This is a genomic window from Achromobacter sp. UMC71 (genome assembly GCF_014170305.1).
Taxonomy (GTDB): Bacteria; Pseudomonadota; Gammaproteobacteria; order Burkholderiales; family Burkholderiaceae_B; genus Achromobacter.
Genome location: NZ_LZZT01000050.1, coordinates 77,621 through 100,938 on the forward strand (window position 1 = coordinate 77,621; position 23,318 = coordinate 100,938).

Consider the following 23,318-nt stretch of genomic DNA (forward strand, 5'->3'; position numbering starts at 1 on the left):
CGCGCCTGGGGCGCTGCTCCGCGGGAAGGGCTCGGCGCGCGCGAGGCGGCCCGGCGGAAGATCAAACGGGTCGAAAGTCGTATAGGCGCTGCGGGTTGTCCACGAGGATGCGGCGGCGGACTTCGGGGGCCGGCGCCCAGTCCGTCAACTGATTGCGCAGCTTGCCGGTGTCTACCATGCGTGGCAGGTGCACATGGGGCCAGTCGCTACCCCAGACCAGTTGGTCGGGCGCGGCGTCGATCAGCGCGCGCGCCCAGGCCGTGACGTCACCGTAGTCGTCGTGGCGTTCGCTGATGCGGTAGGCGCCGGACAGCTTGGCCCACCAGCCGTGGTCCTGCAGCAGGCTGCGCATGGCCTGGAATCCCGCGCTGTCGATGCCTTCGGACACGGGCATGTGGCCCATGTGGTCAATCACGCCGGGCACTGGCAGCTTGCGCATGCGCGGCATGAGCGCGGGCAGTTGCCGCGCGTCCATCAGGAATTGCATATGCCAGCCCAGGCCCGCGATGCGGTGTGCCAGGGTTTCCATCGCATCGAAGCCGATGCCACCGCCGAACAGGACATTGATGCGCAGCCCGCGCACGCCCGCGGCATGCATGGCCTCCAGTTCGGCGTCCGTTACCGAGGGGGCTACCACGCCAATGCCTCGCAGGCGGTCCGGGTGGCGGCGCAGTACCTGCAGCATGTAGCGGTTGTCGGTCCCGTACACGCTGATCTGCACCAGCACTCCGCGAGCCATGCCTTGCGCGTCGAGCATGGACAGGTAGGCCTGCTCCGTGGCGGGGTGCGGTGTGTAGGTTCGCTCGGTCACCATGGGGTAGGCATCGCGGTCCGCAGCGACCACGTGCGCATGCGTGTCAACGGCACCGGGCGGAACCGCGAAGGACGAGGGGGCCATGCGTTCCAGGGGCGGCAGGCAGAAGGGGACGTCCTCGCGAGGACGCGTGGAATCGAGGGTCATGTTTTCTCCGGGGTAAGGCCGTCAGCGGGTGTTCAAGAGGGGCGGCGCAGGTCCAGGCGCGCCATCGCCCGCAGCAGGTGCGACGTGGCGGCCGCGCGGGCAAGTACGGGATCTCCTGCCTTGATTGCGTCATACAGCATCACGTGCTCCTGGTGCACCTGCTCCGGCAGGCCCGCTTGGCGCATCGTGTTCTGGCGCGCCACGCGGACGGTCTCATGCAGTTGCGTGTTCAGGTATTGCAGTAGTTGCTGGTGGTACTTGTTGCGGGTGGCGGCGGCGATGCGCAAATGAAATTGCGCATCGGCTTCGGTGCTGCGTGGATCGTGCAAGCTTCGCTCCAGGCGCAGCAGGATGGCGCCCAGTTCAGCGACGTCGCGGGCGTCGCGGCGCAGGGCAGCCAGCTCGGCGACGGCGCTTTCCAGATCCAGGCGCAATTCATATACCTCTGCCAGCTCGGTCGCATCCAGCGTCTGGCGTGGCGGCAACTGGAAGCCAGCCTGTGACGTGCGGGCCCGGACCGTGCAGCCCACGCCCTGGCGGCTCTCGATATAGCCCTGGGTGCGCAAGTGCTCGGTCACTTCGCGTATGACCATGGCGCTGACCCCGTACTCGGCCGCCAGTTGTTTGCCGGTCGGCAGCCGGTCGCCCAGCGCATACACGCTACGTTCGATCTTGGAACGCAGATCCTGGATGACCCGTTCGGTCAGTGTGAGGGGGCGGGAGGCCAGATGCATGTGGCAATCTTATATTCTCTGAAAACCATATAACTCAGTGCAAACCCCTATGAAAAGTGAACACAGGGCCCGAGCGGATGCCGTCGTTATGTACTGCACTACATCGGGAAAACTTCTTTAACTCGTGTTGTTTTTTCGCCTTTTGGTCTTATTTCAAGCTCCTTTCAGGAGTCTTTCAGCTTCAGCGTCCAGAATCGCAACCTGTCAAAAAACAAGAATCGTTGTTATTCATATTCTGGAGAAGCCATTGAAATCCGAAGACTCCTTCGCCGTCACCTCGCTCAGCGGATCGCTGGCTGCGGTGCTGGCTACGCCGGCGCTGTTCCTGGCCCCGACCGCGCATGCGCAGTCGGGCGGCCAGGGTGTGACGCAGTTGGCGCCCGTGCAAGTGCAGGGCGACTCGTACACGCCGTATGACGTCAAGGATTCCGCCTCCAAGAAGTTCACCGCGCCGCTGCTGGACACGCCCAAGTCGGTCCAGGTGATTCCCCAGGAAGTGATCCAGAACCAGGCGGCGTCCACACTGACGGAAGCGCTGCGCAACTCGCCCGGCATCACGTTCGGCGCCGGCGAAGGCGGCAACCCGCTGGGTGACCGTCCCATCATCCGCGGCTATGACGCCCAGGCCAGCACCTACGTGGATGGCATGCGCGACATCGGCGCGACCTCGCGCGAAGTCTTCAACCTGGAGCAGATCGAGGTCATCAAGGGCTCGGACGGCGCCTATGGCGGCCGTGGTGGCGCCGGCGGCAGCATCAACCTGATCAGCAAGACGGCAAAGGCCGAGAATTTCACGGCCGCCAGCCTGGGCATCGGCACCGACAACTATTACCGCGGCACCATCGACAGCAACTGGCTGCTGGGCGAAAAGACGGCGTTCCGCCTGAATGCCATGTATCACGACGCCGATGTCGCCGGCCGGGACATGGTCAACAACAGCCGCTGGGGCGTGGCGCCCACGATCACCTTCGGCGTCAATTCGCCGACCCGCGTGACGCTGAGCTACTACCACATGCAGTCGGACGACTTGCCCGATAGCGGCATCCCGTATGCGTATCCGAGCACCAAGGTGCAGCGCAACGGCAGCTACATGGGCATCAAGGAAACGGGCCCCGCCAGCGTCAACCGCAACAATTTCTACGGCCTGGCCAGCGACTATCGCAAGACCACGTCCGATATGGGCACGATCGGCATCGAGCATGACTTCTCGGATCGCCTGACGCTGCGCAACATGACCCGTTACACCTATTCCACCCAGGATTACGTGTGGACCCAACCCGACGATAGCCAGGGCAACGTGCTCAACGGCCGCGTCTGGCGCCGTGCCAATACCCGCAGCAGCAGTGTCGACAGCCTGGCCAACCAGACCGAGCTGGTGGGCAAGTTCGACACCGGTTCGTTCAAGCACAGTTTCAACGTAGGCATTGAACTGTCCAAGGAAGAGGGCAAGAAGGATTCCCTGGCGGTCAATCGCGGCTCGGGCACGCCGGGCAAGAACAACGCCTGCAATTTCCTGGGCGCGGCCTCGGGCTACAACTGCACCAGCCTGTACGATCCGAATCCGCACGATCCCTGGGTCAACACCCTGGACGGCGATCGCGTCGGCCAACCCACCAAGTCGCGCACGATCACCAAGTCGATCTACGCGTTCGACACCGTAGAACTCACGCCCCAATGGCTGATCAACGGCGGCCTGCGCCTGGATCGCTACGAGACCAAGTTCACCAATACGCCTGCCAACAACTTCCAGGTCATCAAGCGTGACGACACGCTGGTGAACTACCAACTGGGCCTGGTGTTCAAGCCGACGGATAACGGCAGCATCTACGTGTCCTACGCCACCTCGTCCACGCCGTCCAATGCAACGCTGGGTGAGGGCAGCGAAAGCCTCGCGCTGACGCCGGGACGCGGCAACGTGGGCCTGAACGCCGCCGACCTGGCGCCGGAAAAGAACAAGACCTATGAAGTCGGCACCAAGTGGGACGTGCTGGATCGCCGCATGACCCTGACGGCCGCCTTGTTCCGCACCGAGACGACCAACGCGCGGGTCACGCTGCCTACCGGCGACTACGCCATGGCCGGCAAGAAGGAAGTCAACGGCCTGGAGCTGGGCTTTTCGGGCGCCATCACGCCCGCCTGGCAAGTGTTCGGCGGCTACACCTACATGAAGAGCAAGCTGAAGGACGGCGCGGGCACGGATGAAGGCAACAACTTCCCCAATACGCCGGAAAACAGCTTCAGCCTCTGGTCCACCTATGCGGTGACGCAGGACCTGATGCTGGGCGGCGGCGCCTATTACGTCGGCAAGCAGTTCGGCAACACCGCCAACACCACGTACATTCCGTCGTACTGGCGTTTCGATGCCATGGCCGGCTACCGCTTCAACAAGAACTGGAACGTGCAGCTGAACGTGTTCAACCTGTTCGACAAAACCTACTACGACAAGGCGTATCCGGCCCACTACGCCAACATCGCGCCAGGACGCTCGGCGATCCTGAGCGTGAACATGCGCTATTGAACGATCGCGGGTCCCGTGCCGCATCTGCGCGGCCCGGGGCGATACCGCCGCCTCACGGGGCGGCAGGGCAAGAAAAAGCCACCTTGGAAAAGGTGGCTTTTTTTTACGTCTTGCGGCAGGCGGGTATCAGCTTTCGAACCAGTTCAGCACGCCGTCCAGGCCCGACACGTTCAGGGCGTAGCGCGTCTGCTGCCGCACCAGGGGCTTGGCGTGGTAGGCCACGGGGATGCCCGCGGCGCCGAGCATCTTCAGGTCGTTGGCGCCGTCGCCCATCGCGATGATCTGCTCTTTGGTGGCACCGTGCGTGCGCGCGAATTCACGCAGGTAGACGGCCTTGGCGTCCGCATCCAGGATGTCGCCCAGCACGCGGCCGGTCAGCACGCCGTTGTCGATTTCCAGCGTGTTGGCGTGCGCGCTGTCCAGCTTCAGGCGTTCGCGCAGGCGATCGGTGAAGAAGGTGAAGCCGCCCGACACCAGCAGCACCTTGATGCCCGCCGCCTGGGCGGTGGTGATCAGGCGTTCGGCGCCAGGATTGAGGCGCAGCTTCTCGGTGTAGACCTGTTCCAGCGCGTCGGCAGGCACGTCCTTGAGCAGGGCGACCCGGCGCCGCAGGCTTTCGGAGAAGTCCTTGATCTCGCCGCGCATCGCCGCCTCGGTGATCTCGGAGACCTTGTCCTTGACGCCGGCCACACCCGCGATCTCGTCGATGCATTCGATGTTGATCAGCGTGGAATCCATGTCCATGGCCAGCACTTTGCAGTGTGCCAGCTTCAGGCCCGCGGGCAGGAAGGCGATGTCGATGCCGTGGCGTTCGGCCCAGGCGGTCACTTCGGCGCGGGTGGCGCTGTCGTGCTGCACGTCGAGCAGGCGGGCGGCCGTGGCGCTGATACGGGCCACGCCCTGGGCTTGGGCCAAGGCGGCGATCTGCTCCGCGTGTTCGACGGTCAGGCCGGGAGATTGAACGACAAGGTGGTGGATAGTCATAAAGATGCGAAGGTCGGGGCGGGTTACTTCAAGGCGCGCAGCACGGCGCGCACGGCATCGGCACGGGCCGGGATCTGCGCGGCCTTGATCTCAACCCGCAATTTATCCTGTCCAGCGAGTTTGATGTGGCGTTGCCGTTGCACCAGCTCGATGATCTTGGCGGGATCGACGCTGGTCTTGGCGCCGAATTGCAGCAGCGCCTGGGTTTCGCTGGCGTCGATCTTGATGATGCCCAGCGGTTGCGCGGCCAGGCGCAGGCGATGCGTGGTCAGCAAGGTCTGCGCGGCGTCGGGCAGCTTGCCGAAGCGGTCGATCAGCTCTTCCTGGATGTGGATCAGGTCGTCTTCGTCGGCGGCATGGGCCAGGCGCTTGTACACGCCCAGGCGCGCGTGCACGTCCGCGCAGTAGTCGGAGGGCAGCAGCGCGGGCGCATGCAGGTTGACTTCGCAGGCCAGGTTGAACGGTGCGTCCAGGTCGGGCTCTTCGCCGGCGCGCAGGGCGCGCACGGCCTCGTTGAGCATCTCGTTGTACATCGAGAAGCCGATTTCCTGGATGTTGCCGGACTGCGAATCGCCCAGCACTTCGCCGGTGCCGCGGATCTCCAGGTCATGCATGGCCAGGTAAAAGCCCGAGCCCAGTTCTTCCATGGCCTGGATGGCCTCGAGCCGCTTCTTGGCGTTGCTGGTGATGGCGTCCTCGCCGGGCGTCAGCAGGTAGGCATAGGCCTGGTGGTGCGAGCGGCCGACCCTGCCTCGCAACTGGTGTAGTTGCGCCAGGCCGAAGCGGTCGGCGCGGTGGATCACGATGGTGTTGGCGCTGGGAACGTCGATGCCGGTTTCGATGATGGTGGTGCATAGCAGCACGTTGTAGCGCTGCTGGTAGAAGCCCTTCATCACCTGTTCGAGCTCGCGCTCGGGCATCTGGCCGTGGGCCACCGCGATGCGGGCCTCGGGCACCAGTTCTTCCAGGCGGGCACGGCGGTTGTGGATGGTTTCGACCTCGTTGTGCAGGAAGTAGCACTGGCCGCCGCGCTTGAGTTCGCGCAGCAGCGCCTCGCGCAGCGTGCTGCCGTCTTCGCGCCGTACGAAGGTCTTGATGGCCAGGCGCTTTTGCGGCGCGGTGGCGATGACCGAGAAATCGCGGATGCCTTCCAGCGACATGCCCAGCGTGCGCGGGATCGGCGTGGCGGTCAGGGTCAGCACATCGACCTCGGCGCGCAGCGCCTTCAGCGCCTCTTTCTGGCGCACGCCGAAGCGGTGTTCTTCGTCGATGATGACCAGCCCCAGGCGCTTGAACTTGACGTCCTTGGACAGGATCTTGTGGGTGCCGATGACGATGTCGACCCGGCCGTCGTTGATGCCTTCGATGGCGGCCGCCACTTCCTTGGGCGAACGGAAGCGCGACAGCTCCACGACCCGCACGGGCCAATCGGCGAAGCGGTCGGAGAAGGTCTGGGCATGCTGTTCGGCCAGCAGCGTGGTGGGGCAGAGCAGGGCGACCTGCTTGCCGTTGGCCACGGCCAGGAAGGCCGCGCGCAGGGCGACTTCGGTCTTGCCGAAACCGACGTCGCCACAGACCAGGCGGTCCATCGGCCGGCCCGAGGTCATGTCGGCCAGCACGGCCTCGATGGCGGCGGCCTGGTCGGCGGTTTCCTCGAAGCCGAAGCCTTCGGCGAAGGCCTGGTAGTCGTTGAGCGGCAGGTTGAACGCGAAGCCTTCGCGCGCGGCGCGCTGGGCGTACAGCGCCAGCAGTTCGGCGGCGGTATCGCGCACCTGCTTGGCCGCCTTGCGGCGCGCCTTGTCCCATTGGCCCGAGCCCAGCTGGTGCAGCGGCGCGGCTTCCGGATCGGCGCCGCTGTAGCGCGCGATCACGTGCAGTTGCGACACCGGCACATAGAGCGTGCTGCCGTTGGCGTATTCGAGATGCAGGAACTCCATCTCGCCTTCGCCCATGTCCATGTTGACCAGGCCGTGGTAGCGCCCGATGCCGTGCTGCGCATGGACCACGGGGTCGCCGGCGCGCAGCTCGGACAGGTCGCGCACCATCGCTTCGACGTTGCTGGCGCGTTCCTGGTCGCGCTTGCCGCGCCGGCCGGTGTTGGCCAGGCCCGGATACAGGTCGTTTTCGGTCAGGAAGGCCAGGTTGGCCTGGGGCAGCTCGAAGCCGGTGCCCAGGGGCGCCGCGACGATGCCGAAATGCGCGTCCGAAGCCAGGAAGGCTTCCACCGTGTCCGGCTGGGCGTCCGGGGTGACGCCGAACTCGTTCAGCATCTGCACCAGCGTCTCGCGGCGGCCGGCGGAGTCCGCGCACAGCAGCACGCGGCCTTGATGCTTGCCCACCAGCGTGCGCAGCTTGGCGATTGGGTCTTCTGACCGGCGTGCCACGCTGACATCGGGCGCGGCGCGGAAATCGGGGTGAGGCTGGCCGGCGGCCAGCGACAGGCGCCGGAAGCCCTTCAGGTGGCCGTACAGGGCCTGTTCGTCCAGGAACAGGGCGGATGGCGGCAGCACCGGGCGTTCGCGGTCGCTCTTGAGGAAGGTGTAGCGGCTGCCCGTGTCCTGGCTGAAGCGCAGCATCGCATCGTCGATGTCGCCGACGGTGACGGTGATGGTGCCCTCGGTCAGGTAGTCGAACAGCGTGGCGGTTTCTTCAAAGAACAGCGGCAGGTAGTACTCGACCCCGGCGAACGGGATGCCGTTGCCGATGTCCTTGTAGGGCAGGGCGCGCGAGGGGTCGCCTTCGAAGACTTCGCGAAAGCGCGCGCGAAACCGGTTGCGCGATTCCTCGTCCATGGGGAACTCGCGGCCGGGCAGCAGTTGGACCTCGCGCACCGGATACAGGCTGCGCTGGGTGTCCACGTCGAAGCTGCGGATGGTTTCGATCTCGTCGTCGAACAGGTCCAGCCGGTAGGGCAGCGCCGAGCCCATCGGGAACAGGTCGATCAGCCCCCCGCGCAGGCAGAATTCGCCGGGGGCGGTGACCTGGGTGACGTGGTTGTAGTTGGCCAGCGTCAGTTGCGCGCGCAGCGCCGATTCGTTGAGCTTGTCCTTCTGCTTGAAGGAAAACGTGTAGGCCGCCAGGAACGAGGGCGGCGCCAGCCGGTACAGCGCCGTGGTCACCGGCACCGTCAGCACGTCCACCGACTTCGTCATCAGCGAATGCAGGGTGTGCAGGCGCTCGGAGATCAGGTCCTGGTGGGGCGAAAAGGCGTCATAGGGCAGCGTTTCCCAGTCGGGCAGCTGGCGCACCCGCAGTCCGGGGGCGAACAGCGCAATCTCTTCGGCCAGGCGCTGCGCCTCGAGCGGCTCGGCGGTCAGCACCACCAGGGGCGCGGCCGCCTGCCGGGCCAGGTCGGCCAGCAACCAGGCGTCGCCAGAGCCCGGCGGGCGGGGCTGGGCGTAGCGCGTGCCGGCTTTCAGCGCGGCAAGAGTGGGGGCGGTCGCGGGGACGGGCGGCGCTGCCGTGGCGGAGGGAGTGGGGGTGGGCATCAGGCTGGGAGCAGGCATCAAGCGGAAGATTATAAAATCACCGAACCATGTCTGACTCAATCATTGCGATCGTTCCCGCCGCCGGCGTCGGCGCCCGCGCCAGCCGGCCCGGGGCCGAGACCGTGCCCAAACAGTATCGTCCGCTAGCCGGACAGCCCATGCTGCGCCACGCCGTCTGCGCCTTGCTGGCCGACGAACGCGTGTCCCAAGTCCGCGTGGCGGTGACGCCCGGCGACGGCTGGGTGGACGCGGCCCTGGCGGGCCTGCCGCGCACCGTCTGGCGCGCCTGCGGCGGCGCCACCCGGGCCGACACCGTGGCCGGGGCCCTGGCCGATAGCGGCGTGGCCGACGATACCTGGGTGCTGGTGCACGACGCGGCCCGTCCCGGGCTGCCGGCCGCCGCCCTGGGGCGTCTGATCGACGCGTGCCTGCGCGACCCTGTGGGCGGCCTGCTGGCGTTGCCTGTCGCCGATACCGTCAAAGGCGGTCACGACCGGGTCGAGCGCACGCTGGACCGCAATGGCCTGTGGCTGGCGCAGACGCCGCAGATGTTCCGGGCGGGCGCGCTGCGTGATGCCCTGACGGCTGCCGCCATGAACGATGTGACGGTGACCGACGAGGCCTCGGCCATCGAGGCGGCGGGCTACGCGCCGCTGCTGGTGCCGGGCGCCATGCGCAATTTCAAAGTGACCTGGCCGGACGATTTCGAACTGATGGAAAAATGGCTATGAGTATTCCCTTCCGCGTCGGACAAGGTTTTGACGTACACGCGCTGGTCGAGGGCCGGCCGCTGATCATCGGCGGCGTGACCATCCCCCACACGCACGGCCTGTTGGGCCATTCCGATGCGGATGTGCTGCTGCACGCCATTACCGACGCGCTGCTGGGCGCGGCGGGCCTGGGCGACATCGGCCGGCATTTCCCGGACACGGATCCTGCCTTCAAGGGCGCGGACAGCCGGGCGCTGCTGCGCGAGGCCATGGCCCGCGTGCGCGCCGCCGGCTGGGTGCCGGTCAACATCGACGCCACCGTGCATGCGCAGGCGCCTAAGATCGGCCCGCATGCGCCGGCCATGGTGCGCAACATCGCGGCCGATACGGGCCTTGCCGAGACCGAGGTCAACATCAAGGCCAAGACCAACGAGGGCTTGGGCTACCTGGGCCGCAAGGAAGGCATCTCGGCCACCGTCGTGGCCCTGCTGGCGCGCGCATGACCGTTGTTTTTTATATGCGCTGATACATGTCTATAACTAATTAACAATCGGCAAAACAGGGCGCAAGTGGCGTCCTTATTGCGGCTTGGCGCAGATGCCGCGCGCTTTGGGCGAAACGGCCGAAAACACGGCTTGTTTTCGTCTTGCGAGGCGGTTTGAACTGGAATATTCTCCCGCTATTCTCGCGTGAATATTAGGGACACTAGGATGCATGTACGTGGCGTTGCCCTGTTTTTGGCCCTCGTCGCATTTGGTTCGCCAGCACATGCTGAATACGAGCAGCAACTCGGCCCGCTGGCGGGCTCGGTAAGGCAGCAAATGCTGCAAGGCTGGACCGCAGGGGTCCAGGATGGCTGGTTCACCTTGCGCAACAAAGAGGCCAGCGGCAGCGAACAGACGCTGTACCTGAATCTCGGTCCGGCGCCGGAAACGGGCCGCATCATCGACGTCAACGTCGTCCTGAATTCGCAGAAACCCAAGGCTTCCATTGGCGTCGCGCTGACCAACCGCGCGCGCAAGGGCCTGTGCCTGATCGAAATCACCGCCGACAAGAACACGCAGCTGTTCTGCCTGGATGGGCAGAACCGCCGCGACATCGCGTCCGTGCCCAACCTGGCCAAGCTGGATGGCTCCGACCGCATCAAGGTGGTCGAGGTGCCAGGCGCCGCGCGCTTCATCGTGAACGGCCAGAAGATCGGCGACGTCGAGGATGCTCCCGCACTGGGCTCCGAAGTCGGCATCATGGCCTACGACGTGGGCACGTTCGGCATCGCCGATTTCAGCGTCAATTCCAACCTGGCGCCGGCCCAATCCGGTGGCGGCAACAGCCAATCGGGCGGGCTGCCGGCGCGTAGCGGCGGTGGTGGTGGCGGTTCGGGCGGCCAGCAGACGGCGCCGGCCCGCGCGCCCGCGTCCAGCGACAACAGCGGCTTGCCGGGCACCGGCCCCTATCCGCGTTTTGGCGGCGACTCCACCCGCATCGTGGCGGTCTATGTCGGGATCATGCGCAGTATCTTCCTGCACGAGTTCGGCCACGCCCTGATCGGCGAACTGGAGCTGCCGTCGACGGGCGCCGAAGAGGACGCGGTCGATATCTATTCGGCGCTGCATGTGGTCGAGCCGACTATGTACCCGTCCGACGACAAGGACACCAACGCCATGGTCCAGGGCGCCGCCAAGTACGCGGCCCTGCAGTGGTACTACAACGGCAAGCTGGCCGAAGCCAAGGGCGCAGGCAATTCGCCCTGGCAGGACGAGCACACGGGCGATCTCAAGCGTTTCCGCAACATGCTTTGCATCATGTACGGCGGCAACCCGGCCGTGTTCGAATCGCTGGTCCAGGAGGTCGGCTTCGAAGACCGCACCAAGGCGCGTTGCGGCGACGAGTTCACCAAGCAGAACCGCGCCTGGCGCCGGATCCTGGCTCCCTACACCCGCGTCGGCGCCTGGACGCCCGATGGCCAGCAGCCGGCGAATGCGCCCGGCGCGCCGGTCAACGTGACCTTCGAGCCGTCGTCGCGCCGCATCGGCAACCTGTTCGCCAACAACCTGTCGCAAGCCATCGGCGACAACATCAAGCTGCTGGGCAAGACCTACGTCCTGCCACGGCCGGTGAACGTGACCTTCAAGGACTGCGGCAAGCTGAACGCCTGGTACAGCCCGCGCGAAGGCACCATCACGATGTGCTACGAGCTGATCGAGAACATCGCAGTGATGATTTCCGATATCGAAATGGGCACCGTCGGCGGCGAGGTCAAGCAGGGCGGCGCAGCGCCCCAGCAGCAGCCCCAGCAGCAACCTCGCCAGCAACCGTCTGGTGGCCAGCCGCAACGCGCGCCGGCCGGCGGCTTCGACGAGCTGCAGGACAGCGGCGTGCCGCCGACGAGCCTGCTGTTCTCGGCGCCGTACAAGGGTCCGACGCCCACCAGCCATCCCCGCGCCAAGGTGATCACCACCAAGGATCTGGTCTATCTGCTCAAGAACGAGAAGAACCTCTTGATGATCGACACCAGCGGGCTGCGCGAAACGGTGCCCGACGCCTATCCGCTGAGCGACGCGGGGCAGGACGGCAGTGTCGCCGACCAGATGCAGAACGCGTTCGATGGCTGGCTGCACAAGAAGACCGGCACCGAGAAAGAGCACAACGTGCCGCTGGTGTTCATCGGCGGCGGCATGAACGACCGCACGTCCTACAACGCGGCGCTGCGCGCCGGCACGCTGGGCTGGCCGGCCTACTGGTACCGCGGTGGTATCGAGGCCTGGGTTGCCAATGGTTTGCCGACCGTCCCGGTCAAGGCGGCCTCCGGCAACTGATCGACGCCGGTGCGCCTGGGCGCATGCCTGGCCGGATCGCCGCAAGGCGTCACCCAGCAAAAAGCCCGCCTGTGTCGCACAGGCGGGCTTTTTTATTGCCGTCAGGCGGATTTACTTGCCTTGTGCGGTCAGCGCCAGTGCGGCTGCGTTCACCACCGAGGCGATGCGGCCGGCGTCACGCAGCTGTTCCGTCGACAGGCCGTCCTTCTTCAGGTTTTCGTAGTGCGAGGCCACGCAGAAGTGGCACTTGCCGATGATGGAGGCCACCAGCGCGAACAGTTCGAAGCGCTTCTTGTCGACACCGCCGTGAGTGGCGTAGGCGTTCATGCGCAGCTGGGCCGGCAGGCTCTTGAGCTGGGCGTCGCCGGTCATTTCTACGTAGGGGTACCAGGTGTTGTTCATGCCCATCAGCGCCGAGGCGGTCAGCGCGGCATTGGCGTCGGTTTCAGACAGGCCGCTCTTGAAGGCCTCGACCAGCACCGGGCTGCGCGCGGCATAGGCGGCCGACAAGGCGGCGCCGACGGCGTCTTCCGGGGCGAGCGTCGAGCGGGCAATCACGGCGTCCAGATTCAGGCGGATGTCCTTGGCCCAATCCGGCAGCTGTTCCTTAATGGTCGTAAGAAATTCCATAGTTTTTACCTATAATCTAGAGCAGTTAAAGCCCAGCGTAGGACCTGCGGGCAGGTCCTCGGCCGGGCTGGAAATTACAGCGTGGCGCCGCCAACCGTACGGTTGCACGGGCACAGCTCGTCGGTTTGCAGACCGTCGAGCAGACGCAGAACTTCTTCCGGGTTACGGCCGACGTTCAGGTTGTTCACCGAAACGTGCTGGATCGTGTTGTCCGGGTCAACGATGAAGGTGGCGCGCAGCGCAACGCCAGCACCCTTTTCACGGACGCCCAGTTGGTCGATCAGGGCACCGGTGGTGTCGCCGAATTGGTAGTGACCCAGCTTGTTCAGGTCCGGGTGCTCACGGCGCCAGGCCAGCTTGACGAACTCGTTGTCGCTCGAACCGCCCAGCAGGACGGCATCACGGTCTTCGAAATCCTTGGCCAGCTTGTTGAAGCCGACGATTTCGGTCGGGCACACAAACGTGAAGTCTTTCGGGTAGAAGTAGATCACCTTCCACTTGCCGGGGAACGAGCTTTCGGTGATGTCTTCGAATGCGGACACGCCGTTTTCTTCGTGCTGGTTGAAGCCGGGCTTGACGCCGGTAACCTTGAAGGGCTCGAGTTTGTCGCCAACAGTTTTCATGTTTACTCCCAGTAGTTGTTGGTGGAATTTAAGGCTGTGCCTCAAACCATAAATTCTACGCTATGGATTATCGTTGTCTAATTGATAATTCCTAAATTTCGCTTTGGGCAACTCTATGCGGGCGGTCAAACCACCTCCCTCGCGGGGGAGCATTCGCAGGGCGCCGCCCACGTGCTTGAGCAGGCGCTCGACGATGGCCAGGCCCAGGCCCGCGCCGCTGACGCCGGTGCGGGCAGCCTCGCCGCGCGAGAACGGCCGCAGCAGGCGGTCGACGTCCTCGGGGGCGATACCGGGGCCGCGGTCCGACACTTCGATGACGATCATGCCGCCCTCAGCTTGCAGTGTCATGACCAAATGGGCCATGCCGTCATTGGACCGGCCATAGCGGCGCGCGTTTTCGATCAGGTTGCTGACGATGCGCTTGAGGTCCAGCGCCGTGATGCGGGCGCGCAGGCCGGGTTCGAGCAAGGCTTCGAGTTCGCCGCCCAGCGACGAGGTATGGCTGCGTTCGCGCTCGTAGAGTTCGGCCAGCACCGCTGAAATATCGGTCGCCAGCTGGGGCAGGGTGCCTGCCGGCCGGGCGTATTCCATCAGTTGGCCAATGCTGTGGTCGATCTGGCCGAGGTCTTCGTCGATGGCCTGGCGGGCGTCTTCGGAGACGCCGCTCAGCTCGATTTCCAGGCGCATGCGCGCCAGCGGCGTTCGCAGGTCGTGCGAAATGCCGGCCAGCATCAGTTCCCGGTCGGCCTCGGCCTGCCGCAAGTCTTTCGCCATGCGGTTGAACGAGGCGTTGAGGTCGCGGATTTCCAGCGGCCCCTGCTCGGGCAGGGGAGCAGGCGTTTCACCGCGCGACAGCACCTGGGCCGCCCGCGCCAGGCGCGACAACGGCCGGTTGACGAAGCCCACGCTCACCGCCGCCCCGACAAGGGACAGCAGCAGCGCCGTGGCGCCCCAGCCCAGCCATTCGATACCGCCGGTCAGGCCGATCTGCTCGCGCTCGAACACCAGCCAGTACAGGTCTTTTTCTATCTGGAAACTGACCCAGAAGCCGGGTACCTGGTTCACCCCCCATGCGATCTGCGTTTCGGGACCGAAGCGCGTGCGGATGTGCTGGGCGACGCGTTGCCAGTAATCGTCGTCGGGAAGGGCTTCGGCGAAGTCGGTGACTTCGCGCGGATAGACCTGGATGCCTTCGTTGGTGGCCAGGTCCAGAAGGAGCTTGCTGCGTTCGCCGTTATGGGAGTAGATCAGGGCCGTGCGGGTGATATTGACGGCCGTGATCACCCGCTGCGCCATTTGATTGGCGCGCGGGCCCAGCTCCATGCTGAAGAAGACTTGTAGCCACGCCCCTAAGCTGACCAGCATCAGCGCGGCCAGCAACAGGAACGTGCGGCCGAACAAGCCGAGCCGCAAACGTGAAGTCAGGTTCCTGAAGGTTCTGCGCAAGCGGGGCACGAGGCTGCGCTCCTGCCCGGGGCGGGCGAGTCGATCAACTACCACCGTCCGGCACAAACACGTATCCGAGACCCCAGACGGTCTGGATGAATACGGGCTTGGACGGATTCGGTTCGATCAGCTTGCGCAGGCGCGAGATCTGCACGTCGAGGCTGCGGTCGAAGGCTTCGTATTCGCGGCCGCGCGCCAGTTCCATGAGCTTGTCGCGCGAGAGCGGAATCTTCGGGTGACGGGCAAAGACCTTGAGCACCGAGAATTCGCCCGTGGTGATCGGCACCTGCTCGCCGTTGCGCGTGAGCGTACGGGTCGACAGGTTGAGCACGTAGGGGCCGAAGGCGATGGATTCGTTTTCCTGGCTGGGAGCGCCGGGATGTTCCTCGGTGCCGCGGCGGCGCAGGATCGCGTTGATCCGAGCCAGCAGTTCCCGGGGGTTGAACGGTTTGGACAGGTAGTCGTCCGCGCCCATCTCCAGGCCGACGATGCGGTCGATTTCTTCCGCCTTGGCCGTCAGCATGATGATGGGGGTATTGTCGTGGCCACCGCGCAGCCGGCGGCAAATGGACAGGCCATCTTCGCCGGGCAGCATCAGATCCAGCACGAGCAGGTCGAAGTGCTCGCGTTGCCAGAGTTTGCCCATCTCTTTGGCGTCTTCGGCAACGAAAACGTTGAATCCCTGTTCGGACAAGTACCGACGCAGTAAATCGCGCAAGCGCGGATCATCGTCAACGACGAGGATTTTTCGGGTGGGGGTGGTGTTTTGCGTATTCATGGCCGGAAATGTAACAGTGACAAGAACCAGCGGCTAGTAGGCGTTCACAAGATATTACACATTGCGAACCATGGTTGAAATCCCCCTTACATACGGGGGAACGCCACGGTATTTCGTACAATCTGCTCCTATGGAACTAAACCTGCTGGCTCTGGAAACCTCTTCGTCGCGCTGCGGCGTGGCCCTTTTGCGCGCGTCGGATGGGCGGCTGGAGGTCAGCCTGCGGGAGCACGAGGGGTCCCAGGAGCACGCGGAACGGCTGTTGCCCATGGCAAACGAGCTGCTCGCCCAGGCTGGATTGCCGCCGGGCGCCCTGCACGCAGTGGCATTCGGCCAGGGGCCGGGCGGCTTCACGGGCCTGCGGGTGGCCTGCGGCGTGGCCCAGGGCATGGGCATGGGGCTGGGCATTCCTGTCCTGCCTATCGTGTCCCACCAGGCCGTCGCCGCCCAGGCGGGCGGCGGGCCGGACGAGGCCATCGTGGTGGCGCTGGACGCCCGCATGAACGAGGTCTATCTGGCGGTGTACCGCCAGGCTGGCGCGGCGGGCGACGATGCCGCCTGGGAGACGCTACAGGCGCCCCTGTTGATCGCCGCCGCCGAAGTTGTGCCGTGGACGGCGCATCACCTGTCCGAGTGGTCCCGCCGTGCCGGGCGGCCGCTGGCCGTGGTGCTGGCCGGTGACGCCTGGGATGCCTACGCCGCCGACATGGCCGCGCCCGCCTCCTGGCGCCGCGCCACCGACGCCTTGCGGCCCGAGGCGGCCAGCGTGGCGCGCCTGGCGCGCCAGGGCTGGCTGCGGGGCGAGGCCGTGCCGCCGGAACAGGCCGCGCCGCTGTACGTGCGCGACAAGGTGGCCTTCACCACCGCCGAACGCCAGCGCGGCGAGGGCGGCAACCCCAAGGCGCCGTCCACCCTGGCCCCGGTCTGCCCCCAGCCCCTGACCGACGCTGACCTCGACGAGGTCGTGTCGCTGGAAGCGAATGTGCAGGCCTTTCCCTGGACCCGCGGCAATTTCGCCGACGCGCTGGCGGCCGGCTACGGCGCCTGGACCCTGCGGCGCGATGGCCGGGTGGCGGGGTTCTGTATTCTGATGTTCGCGCCCGATGTGGCCCATCTGCTGGTGATCGCCGTGGCCCGCAGCCTGCACCGCCAGGGGCTGGGCAGCGTCTTGCTCGACTGGTGCGAGCAGCAGGCGCGCGAGCGCGGCCTGGAAGGCGTGCTGCTCGAGGTGCGCCCGTCCAATGTGTCCGCGGTCGAGTTCTACAAGGCCCGCGGCTATCTGCAGATCGGCCTGAGGCGGGGCTACTACCCGGCCGAGAAGGGCGGGCGCGAGGATGCGCTGGTCATGCAGAAGCGCTTTGACGCGGCTGGCGCGTCCCAGGGAGCCGCGGCATGACGGCCCCGAACGCCGTGCCGGCATCGATCACGCCCCGCGTCAATCCGTTGCAGCGCCTGTGGCTGCGCGAGATCGGCATGGAACGCCTGTGGCTGCGGCCCGCCGCTGCGCCGGCGGTGGTCGCGCCTGCACCGCAAGTCCTTGTTTCCAAACCTGATTCTGCCGTGGTTGCGCAAGCGCCCGACGCCGCGCCGGCGCGCGCCATGGCACCTGTCGCGCCCGCGGCCGCGACTTCCGCCGCGCCCGCCGCAGTGGCCCGCGCCGGCAACCCCGTTCCCGCCGTGCGCAGCGGTCCGCCGCCGCGTCCCGCGGCGAAGGCCGATCCCGCGCCCGACACCGCGCCCGTGCGGGTGCCGGTGGCAGAATCGGTCAAGCACGCCACGCTGGACGAACTGCGCGAGCAGGTGGTGGCCTGCACCGCCTGCGGCTTGTGCGAAGGCCGCCGCCATGCCGTGTTCGGCCACGGCGGCCAGCCCACCCGCTGGCTGGTGGTGGGCGAGGCGCCGGGCGAACAGGAAGACCGCCAGGGGCAACCCTTCGTGGGCCGTTCCGGACAATTGCTGGACGCGATGCTGTCGGCGGTGGGCATGAGCCGCGAGCGCGACGTGTTCATCGCCAATGTCATCAAGTGCCGGCCACCGGGCAACCGCAATCCCAAGCCCGAGGAAATCGCCGCCTGCAGTCCGTACCTGATGCGCCAGATCGCGCTGCTCAAGCCCGAACGCATCCTGGTGCTGGGCCGGTTCGCGGCCCAGGCGCTGCTGGGCACGGATGCCACCATCGGCAGCCTGCGCGGCCGCGTGCACCAGATGAAGACGGACGAGGGCCGCGAGATTCCCGTGATCGTGAGTTACCACCCGGCCTATCTGCTGCGCAGCCCGGTCGAGAAGGCGCGCGCCTGGCAGGATCTGAAACTGGCCGCGCGCATGTAGGCGGACAGCCCGGCCCGGGATCCGGGTCAGGCTGCCCGGCGCGTGCCAGGAGCGAAAAGGGCGGGTAGCGGGGCGCCGCCAGCCAGGCGGACCGCGCCAGGACGATCAGTGGTTCTTGGCCGAGTCCAGCGCGTGGCCGTGGCCTTCCTGGCCGATCTGGTCGTGCAGCTCGGGATTGGCCGCCAGATTGCGCTTGCTCCAGCGCATGAACACCACCATCAGCACGGCCACCACGGTGCCGAAGATCACGATGATGACGTTGATGGGCAGTTGCAGCCACAGCAGCAGCGTGTACATGGCCACCATCAGCAGGATGTTGAGCTGCTCGTTGAAGTTCTGCACGGCGATCGAGTGGCCGGCCGACAGCAGCACGTGGCCGCGGTGCTGCAGCAGGGCGTTCATGGGGACCACGAAAAAGCCCGCCAGGCCGCCGGTAAGCAGCAACAGCAGGTAGACGCTCCAGGGCGAATAGACCAGTGGCATCAGCAGCACGACCAGGCCCATCGCGGCGCCGACCGGCAGCACGGCCAGGGCGCGGCGCAGCGGAATGCGGCCGGCCAGTATCGAGCCCACCACCGTGCCCAGGGCGGCCACGCCCATCAGCATCGAGGCCTTGTCCAGCTGATAACCCAGGTGGCTGCGGCCCCATTCGATGACAATAAGTTGCAAAGTAGCGCCCGCGCCCCAGAACAGCGTGGTGACCGCCAGGGAGATCTGGCCCAGCTTGTCGCGCCAGAGCACGCACACGTAACCCCAGAACGTGCGGATGAGGCGGACCGGGTTCTTCTGCTGGGGCGGATAGCGCACGTGAGTACGCGGGATCAGCAGGTTGCACAGGGCCGCCAGCAGGTAGACGAAGGCGATGACCAGGATGGCGGCCTCGGCCGGGGTGTGCACCAGCTTGCCGATGAACGAGTGGTTCAGCAGCGCGGTGGAGACCGTGGTGGAAATCAGCAGGCCGCCCAGCACCGTGCCCAGAATGATGGAGAAGACAGTCAGGCCTTCGATCCAGCTGTTGCCCTTGACCAGCATGGACGGGGGCAGCATTTCGGTGACGATGCCGTACTTGGCCGGGGAATAGGCCGCGGCGCCGATGCCCACGACCGCGTAGGCGGCGCAGACGAGATAGGTTTGATATTGGGGGGCGACGCCGATGCTGGCGTAGGAGAACATCAGCAGACAGCCGGCGACCTTCAGGGCGTTGGTCGAGAACATCACGCGGCCCTTGGGGAAGGAGTCGGCCAGGGCGCCGACGAAGGCCGCCAGCACCACGTAGGCCAGCGCGAAGGACCATTTCATCAAGGGCGCTAACCAGTCGGGGCCATGCAGCTCCTGTATCAAGGCGATCGCTGCGATGAACAGCGCGTTGTCCGCCAATGACGAGAAGGCCTGCGCGGCCATGACCAGATAGAAACCTCGTTTCAAGAATGTCCCCGTTCTTTGACCTGAGCCCGGTCAGTCTGCGTGAAAATTATGTGTCTTGCTAAAAAGTGTCAGCGAGTATAGCCCGTGGCGAGGGTAGGGCTATTCAGCGTTTGCCCGCGGGTTGCGGCAGGTCAGCCACGGGGCAGGTGGGCGCGGGTCCGGATGCGGGCAGCCCCGGCTTGACCGTTGTTCACGTTTGGGGACAGACTGCCTGCGGTATCATACGACCCATCCGTAAGCCGGCCCTCCCAGGGCCGGTTTGCAATGTGTGCGGCAGGTCCGTTAACGCCTTTCGTTCAACCCACCCCGTCGTCATCGTACTGTGCGTCTTACTCAGCTAAAACTCGCCGGCTTCAAGTCTTTCGTCGATCCCACCGTGATTCCCGTGCCCAGCCAACTGGTGGGCGTGGTGGGTCCCAATGGCTGCGGCAAATCGAACATCATCGACGCGGTGCGCTGGGTGCTCGGCGAGGCCAAGGCCTCGGAGCTGCGCGGCGAGTCCATGCAGGACGTCATCTTCAATGGCTCGGGCAACCGCAAGCCGGCGGCCCGGGCGTCGGTCGAAATGGTGTTCGACAACAGCGAAGGCCGCGCCGCCGGGCAATGGAGCACCTACGCCGAAATCGCGGTGCGCCGCGTGCTGACGCGCGACGGCACCAGCAGCTATTTCGTCAATAACCAGCAGGTCCGCCGCCGCGACATCCACGACATCTTCCTGGGCACCGGCCTGGGCGCGCGCGGCTACGCCATCATCGGCCAGGGCATGATCAACCGCCTGATCGAGGCGCGCCCCGAGGAATTGCGGGTGTTCCTGGAAGAGGCCGCGGGCGTGTCGCGCTACAAAGAGCGCCGCCGCGAAACCGAAAACCGCCTGTCCGACACGCGCGAGAACCTGACCCGCGTCGAAGACATCCTGCGCGAACTGAACAGCCAGCTCGAAAAGCTGGAAGCCCAGGCCGAGGTCGCCACACGCTACCGCGAGCTGCAGGCCGACGGCGAGAAAAAGCAGCATGCGCTGTGGTTCCTGAAGGAAACCGGCGCCCGCGAAGAGCGCGCCAAGAAAACCCAGGAAATGGCGCAGGCCCAGAACGAACTGGAAGCCGCCATCGCCGGTCTGCGGGCCGGCGAAGCGGCGCTCGAGTCCCGGCGCCAGGCCCACTATGCCGCCAGCGACGCGGTGCACGCGGCCCAGGGCTCCCTCTACGAGGCCAATGCCCAGGTCAGCCGCCTCGAGGCCGAGATCCGCCACGTCGTGGATTCCCGCAACCGCCTGCAGGCGCGCCGCGACCAGCTGCAGCAGCAGATCGCCGAATGGACCACCCAGCGCGAGCACTGCACCGAGCAGATCGCGCAGGCCGAAGACGACCTGGCTACTGGCGCGGCCCGCACCGAAGAGGCCCGCGCCACGGCTGAAGATGCCCAGGCCGCCTTGCCGGCGGTCGAGCAACGGGTCCGCGAAGCCGCCTCCGGCCGCGACGAAATGCGCGCCGCCCTGGCCCGGGTGGAACAGAATCTGGCCCTGGTGGCGCAGACCCAGCGCGACGCCGACCGCCAGATGCAGACCCTGGAGCAGCGCCGCGAGCGCCTGCAACAGGAACTGCGCGAATTGCATAGCCCCGACCCGGTGCGCCTGGAACAACTGGCCGGCGACCGCGTGGCGGGCGAAGACCAGCTGGAAGAAGCCCAGGAAGAGCTGGCCACCCTGGAAGGCCGGGTGCCCGAAGCCGACGCCGAGCGCAGCCGCGCCCAGGCGGCCGCCCAGACCGACGCGCAGAACCTGGCGCGCCTGGAAGCCCGCCTGTCCGCGCTGGTGAAGCTGCAGGAAGACGTGCAGAAGCAGGGCGCCCTGGAACCCTGGCTGGCCAAGCACGAGCTGGCCGGCCTGGCGCGCCTGTGGCAGAAGCTGCATGTGGAACCGGGTTGGGAAACCGCCCTGGAAGCCGCCCTGCGCGAACGCATGGCCTCGCTGGAAGTGCGCAACCTGGATTGGGCGCGCGCTTTCTCCGAGGACGCGCCGCCCGCCCGCCTGGCCTTCTACCAATTGCCGCCGGCGGCGCCTGCCCCGGCCGCGCCTGCGGGCATGACGTCGCTGGCCAGCCTGCTGCGCATCACCGATCCCGACCTGCGCACGCTGCTTAACGAATGGCTGGGCGGCATCTACACCGCCACCGACCTGACCCAGGCGCTGTCCCTGCGCGCCACCTTGCCGGCCGGTTCGGCCTGCGTGGTCAAGGCCGGCCACCTGGTCGACGCGCACAGCGTGCGCTTCTACGCCCCGGATTCCGAACAGGCCGGCCTGTTGGCGCGCCAGCAGGAAATCGAAAACCTGCAGCGCGAGATCAAGGCACAGCAGCTGATCACCGACCAGGCCCGCGCCGCGGTCGCCCGCGCCGAGGCGGCCTGGCAGCAGGTCAGCCAGGCCATCGCGCCGGCACGCCAGCGCGTGGCCGAAGTGACCCGCCGGGTGCACGATATCCAGCTCGAGCATTCCCGCCTGCAACAGCAGGCCGAGCAGTCCGGCGAACGCGCCTCGCGCCTGCGCCAGGACCTGGAAGAAATCTCGGTCCACGAAGAAGACCTGCGCGCCACCCGCGAAGAAGCCGAGGCGCGCTTCGAAACCCTGGACGAAGAGCTGGCCGAACACCAGTCCAGGTTCGCCGATGCCGAAATGGACGGCGAAACCCTGGCCGCCCAGGCCGAGGCCGCTCGGACCCGCCTGCGCGAGCTCGAACGCGCCGCCCAGGAAGCCGAATTTGCCGAGCGCGGCATCCAGGTTCGCATCACCGACCTGCAGCGCAACCAGCAACTGGCGGCCGACCAGAGCCAACGCGCCGGCGTCGAACTCGAACAATTGATGGCCGACCTGGTCGACCTGGACGCCTCGGCGTCCCAGGCCGGCCTGCAGGACGCCCTGGAATTGCGCGCCGAGCGCGAAGACGCGCTGTCGCGCGCCCGTCAGGAAATGGAAAACCTGTCGGCGCTGCTGCGTGGCGCCGACGAAGACCGCATGCAGCAAGAGCGCACGCTCGAGCCGCGCCGCGCCCGCATCACCGAATTGCAGCTGCAGGAACAGGCCGCGCGCCTGGCCGAAGAACAATTCACCGAACAGCTCAACGCCCGCGAAGTCGACCGCGAGGCCCTGGCCCAGGACCTGGCCAACCAGCCCGACGAATGGCGCCGCGCGAGCTGGCTGCAATCGGAAGTCACGCGGATTTCGCGCCAGATCGAATCCCTGGGCTCGGTCAACCTGGCCGCGCTGGACGAACTGAACACTTCGCGCGAGCGCAAGGGTTTCCTGGATGCCCAGCACCAGGACCTGATGACCGCCATCGAGACCCTCGAAGACGCGATCCGCAAGATCGACCGCGAAACCCGCGAACTGCTGCAAGAGACCTTCAACGTCGTCAACGGCCACTTCGGCGAACTCTTCCCCAAGCTGTTCGGCGGGGGCGAGGCCAAGCTGACCATGACTGGCGAGGAAATCCTGGACGCAGGCGTGCAGGTGATGGCGCAGCCCCCGGGCAAGCGCAACAGCACCATCCACCTGCTGTCGGGCGGCGAAAAGGCGCTGACCGCGACCGCGCTGGTGTTCGCGTTGTTCAAGCTGAACCCCGCGCCGTTCTGCCTGCTGGACGAAGTGGACGCGCCGCTGGACGACGCCAACACCGAGCGCTACGCCAACCTGGTCGCCAACATGAGCGAGCAGACCCAGTTCCTGTTCATCTCGCACAACAAGATCGCGATGCAGATGGCCAAGCAACTGATCGGCGTGACCATGCAAGAGCAGGGGGTTTCGCGTATCGTTGCGGTAGACATAGATTCGGCCGTCCAGATGATGGCCTCCGAAGCGGCATAAACCCAATATTCAGAATGGCGC

16 protein-coding genes are annotated in these 23,318 nt (G+C 66.2%); 7 read left to right on the forward strand and 9 right to left on the reverse strand.

Annotated elements, in window-relative coordinates; genetic code table 11:
* Positions 1-61: 61 nt before the first annotated feature.
* A complete protein-coding gene (locus tag A9974_RS25410; RefSeq protein ID WP_220806120.1) occupies positions 62-961 on the reverse strand; it encodes an amidohydrolase in 900 nt (299 codons plus the stop codon).
* A gap of 32 nt (positions 962-993) precedes the next feature.
* Positions 994-1,695: a FadR/GntR family transcriptional regulator gene (locus tag A9974_RS25415; protein WP_370539682.1), complete on the reverse strand. Its 702-nt coding sequence runs from the start codon at positions 1,693-1,695 to the stop codon at positions 994-996.
* A gap of 247 nt (positions 1,696-1,942) precedes the next feature.
* Between A9974_RS25415 and A9974_RS25420 the strand changes: the two genes are divergently transcribed.
* Positions 1,943-4,213, forward strand: coding sequence for a TonB-dependent siderophore receptor (locus A9974_RS25420; protein ID WP_183006950.1), 2,271 nt, complete (start codon positions 1,943-1,945; stop codon positions 4,211-4,213).
* 126 nt (positions 4,214-4,339) lie between these two features.
* On the opposite strand, the gene serB is transcribed toward A9974_RS25420, so the two are convergent.
* Positions 4,340-5,197 carry a phosphoserine phosphatase SerB gene (gene serB / locus A9974_RS25425; protein ID WP_183006951.1) on the reverse strand — a complete coding sequence of 286 codons (858 nt, stop codon included), beginning with the start codon at positions 5,195-5,197 and terminating at the stop codon, positions 4,340-4,342.
* 23 nt (positions 5,198-5,220) lie between these two features.
* On the reverse strand, positions 5,221-8,685 hold the full coding sequence (gene mfd, locus A9974_RS25430; RefSeq protein ID WP_183006952.1) for a transcription-repair coupling factor: 3,465 nt from the start codon (positions 8,683-8,685) through the stop codon (positions 5,221-5,223).
* Positions 8,686-8,732: 47 nt separating this feature from the next.
* Here mfd and ispD point away from each other — a divergent pair, with 47 nt between their 5' ends.
* The 3 genes from ispD (at position 8,733) to A9974_RS25445 (ending at position 12,211) form a co-directional block, all read left to right on the forward strand.
* Complete coding sequence (gene ispD, locus A9974_RS25435) at positions 8,733-9,416, forward strand: 2-C-methyl-D-erythritol 4-phosphate cytidylyltransferase (protein WP_183006953.1); 684 nt, start codon at positions 8,733-8,735, stop codon at positions 9,414-9,416.
* Positions 9,413-9,898, forward strand: coding sequence for a 2-C-methyl-D-erythritol 2,4-cyclodiphosphate synthase (ispF, locus tag A9974_RS25440; RefSeq protein ID WP_183006954.1), 486 nt, complete (start codon positions 9,413-9,415; stop codon positions 9,896-9,898). The genes ispD and ispF overlap by 4 nt, the downstream gene beginning before the upstream one ends.
* A 318-nt stretch (positions 9,899-10,216) precedes the next feature.
* Positions 10,217-12,211: a DUF4344 domain-containing metallopeptidase gene (locus A9974_RS25445; protein WP_255468322.1), complete on the forward strand. Its 1,995-nt coding sequence runs from the start codon at positions 10,217-10,219 to the stop codon at positions 12,209-12,211.
* Between the two features lie 111 nt (positions 12,212-12,322).
* Here the strand turns inward: A9974_RS25445 and A9974_RS25450 are convergent, their stop codons facing one another.
* The 4 genes from A9974_RS25450 to ompR form a co-directional block, all read right to left on the reverse strand.
* Positions 12,323-12,841, reverse strand: coding sequence for a carboxymuconolactone decarboxylase family protein (locus A9974_RS25450; protein ID WP_183006956.1), 519 nt, complete (start codon positions 12,839-12,841; stop codon positions 12,323-12,325).
* Between the two features lie 74 nt (positions 12,842-12,915).
* A complete protein-coding gene (locus tag A9974_RS25455) occupies positions 12,916-13,464 on the reverse strand; it encodes a peroxiredoxin (protein ID WP_006389231.1) in 549 nt (182 codons plus the stop codon).
* A 60-nt stretch (positions 13,465-13,524) separates the two neighbouring features.
* Positions 13,525-14,919, reverse strand: a complete 1,395-nt coding sequence (locus A9974_RS25460) for an ATP-binding protein (RefSeq protein WP_183006957.1) — start codon at positions 14,917-14,919, stop codon at positions 13,525-13,527.
* A gap of 34 nt (positions 14,920-14,953) precedes the next feature.
* Positions 14,954-15,688, reverse strand: coding sequence for a two-component system response regulator OmpR (gene ompR, locus A9974_RS25465; protein WP_003813882.1), 735 nt, complete (start codon positions 15,686-15,688; stop codon positions 14,954-14,956).
* A 130-nt stretch (positions 15,689-15,818) separates the two neighbouring features.
* Here ompR and tsaB point away from each other — a divergent pair, with 130 nt between their 5' ends.
* Positions 15,819-17,084, forward strand: coding sequence for a tRNA (adenosine(37)-N6)-threonylcarbamoyltransferase complex dimerization subunit type 1 TsaB (gene tsaB, locus A9974_RS25470; RefSeq protein ID WP_183006958.1), 1,266 nt, complete (start codon positions 15,819-15,821; stop codon positions 17,082-17,084).
* Complete coding sequence (locus tag A9974_RS25475; RefSeq protein WP_183006959.1) at positions 17,081-18,016, forward strand: uracil-DNA glycosylase family protein; 936 nt, start codon at positions 17,081-17,083, stop codon at positions 18,014-18,016. Before tsaB ends, A9974_RS25475 begins: the two co-directional genes overlap by 4 nt.
* A 105-nt stretch (positions 18,017-18,121) precedes the next feature.
* Here A9974_RS25475 and lplT read toward each other — a convergent pair whose 3' ends face one another.
* Positions 18,122-19,441: a lysophospholipid transporter LplT gene (lplT, locus tag A9974_RS25480; protein ID WP_183006960.1), complete on the reverse strand. Its 1,320-nt coding sequence runs from the start codon at positions 19,439-19,441 to the stop codon at positions 18,122-18,124.
* 322 nt (positions 19,442-19,763) lie between these two features.
* Between lplT and smc the strand changes: the two genes are divergently transcribed.
* Positions 19,764-23,297 carry a chromosome segregation protein SMC gene (smc, locus tag A9974_RS25485; RefSeq protein ID WP_183006961.1) on the forward strand — a complete coding sequence of 1,178 codons (3,534 nt, stop codon included), beginning with the start codon at positions 19,764-19,766 and terminating at the stop codon, positions 23,295-23,297.
* Positions 23,298-23,318: the final 21 nt, after the last annotated feature.

What these genes read in the sequence shown, in the direction of transcription:
- A9974_RS25410 (WP_220806120.1), bottom strand. Translation starts at nt 961, where the DNA reads ATGACCCTCGATTCCACGCGTCCTCGCGAGGACGTCCCCTTCTGCCTG.
- A9974_RS25415 (WP_370539682.1), bottom strand. Translation starts at nt 1,695, where the DNA reads ATGCATCTGGCCTCCCGCCCCCTCACACTGACCGAACGGGTCATCCAG.
- serB (WP_183006951.1), bottom strand. Translation starts at nt 5,197, where the DNA reads ATGACTATCCACCACCTTGTCGTTCAATCTCCCGGCCTGACCGTCGAA.
- mfd (WP_183006952.1), bottom strand. Translation starts at nt 8,685, where the DNA reads ATGCCCACCCCCACTCCCTCCGCCACGGCAGCGCCGCCCGTCCCCGCG.
- ispD (WP_183006953.1), top strand. Translation starts at nt 8,733, where the DNA reads ATGTCTGACTCAATCATTGCGATCGTTCCCGCCGCCGGCGTCGGCGCC.
- ispF (WP_183006954.1), top strand. Translation starts at nt 9,413, where the DNA reads ATGAGTATTCCCTTCCGCGTCGGACAAGGTTTTGACGTACACGCGCTG.
- A9974_RS25445 (WP_255468322.1), top strand. Translation starts at nt 10,217, where the DNA reads ATGCTGCAAGGCTGGACCGCAGGGGTCCAGGATGGCTGGTTCACCTTG.
- A9974_RS25450 (WP_183006956.1), bottom strand. Translation starts at nt 12,841, where the DNA reads ATGGAATTTCTTACGACCATTAAGGAACAGCTGCCGGATTGGGCCAAG.
- A9974_RS25455 (WP_006389231.1), bottom strand. Translation starts at nt 13,464, where the DNA reads ATGAAAACTGTTGGCGACAAACTCGAGCCCTTCAAGGTTACCGGCGTC.
- ompR (WP_003813882.1), bottom strand. Translation starts at nt 15,688, where the DNA reads ATGAATACGCAAAACACCACCCCCACCCGAAAAATCCTCGTCGTTGAC.
- tsaB (WP_183006958.1), top strand. Translation starts at nt 15,819, where the DNA reads ATGGAACTAAACCTGCTGGCTCTGGAAACCTCTTCGTCGCGCTGCGGC.
- A9974_RS25475 (WP_183006959.1), top strand. Translation starts at nt 17,081, where the DNA reads ATGACGGCCCCGAACGCCGTGCCGGCATCGATCACGCCCCGCGTCAAT.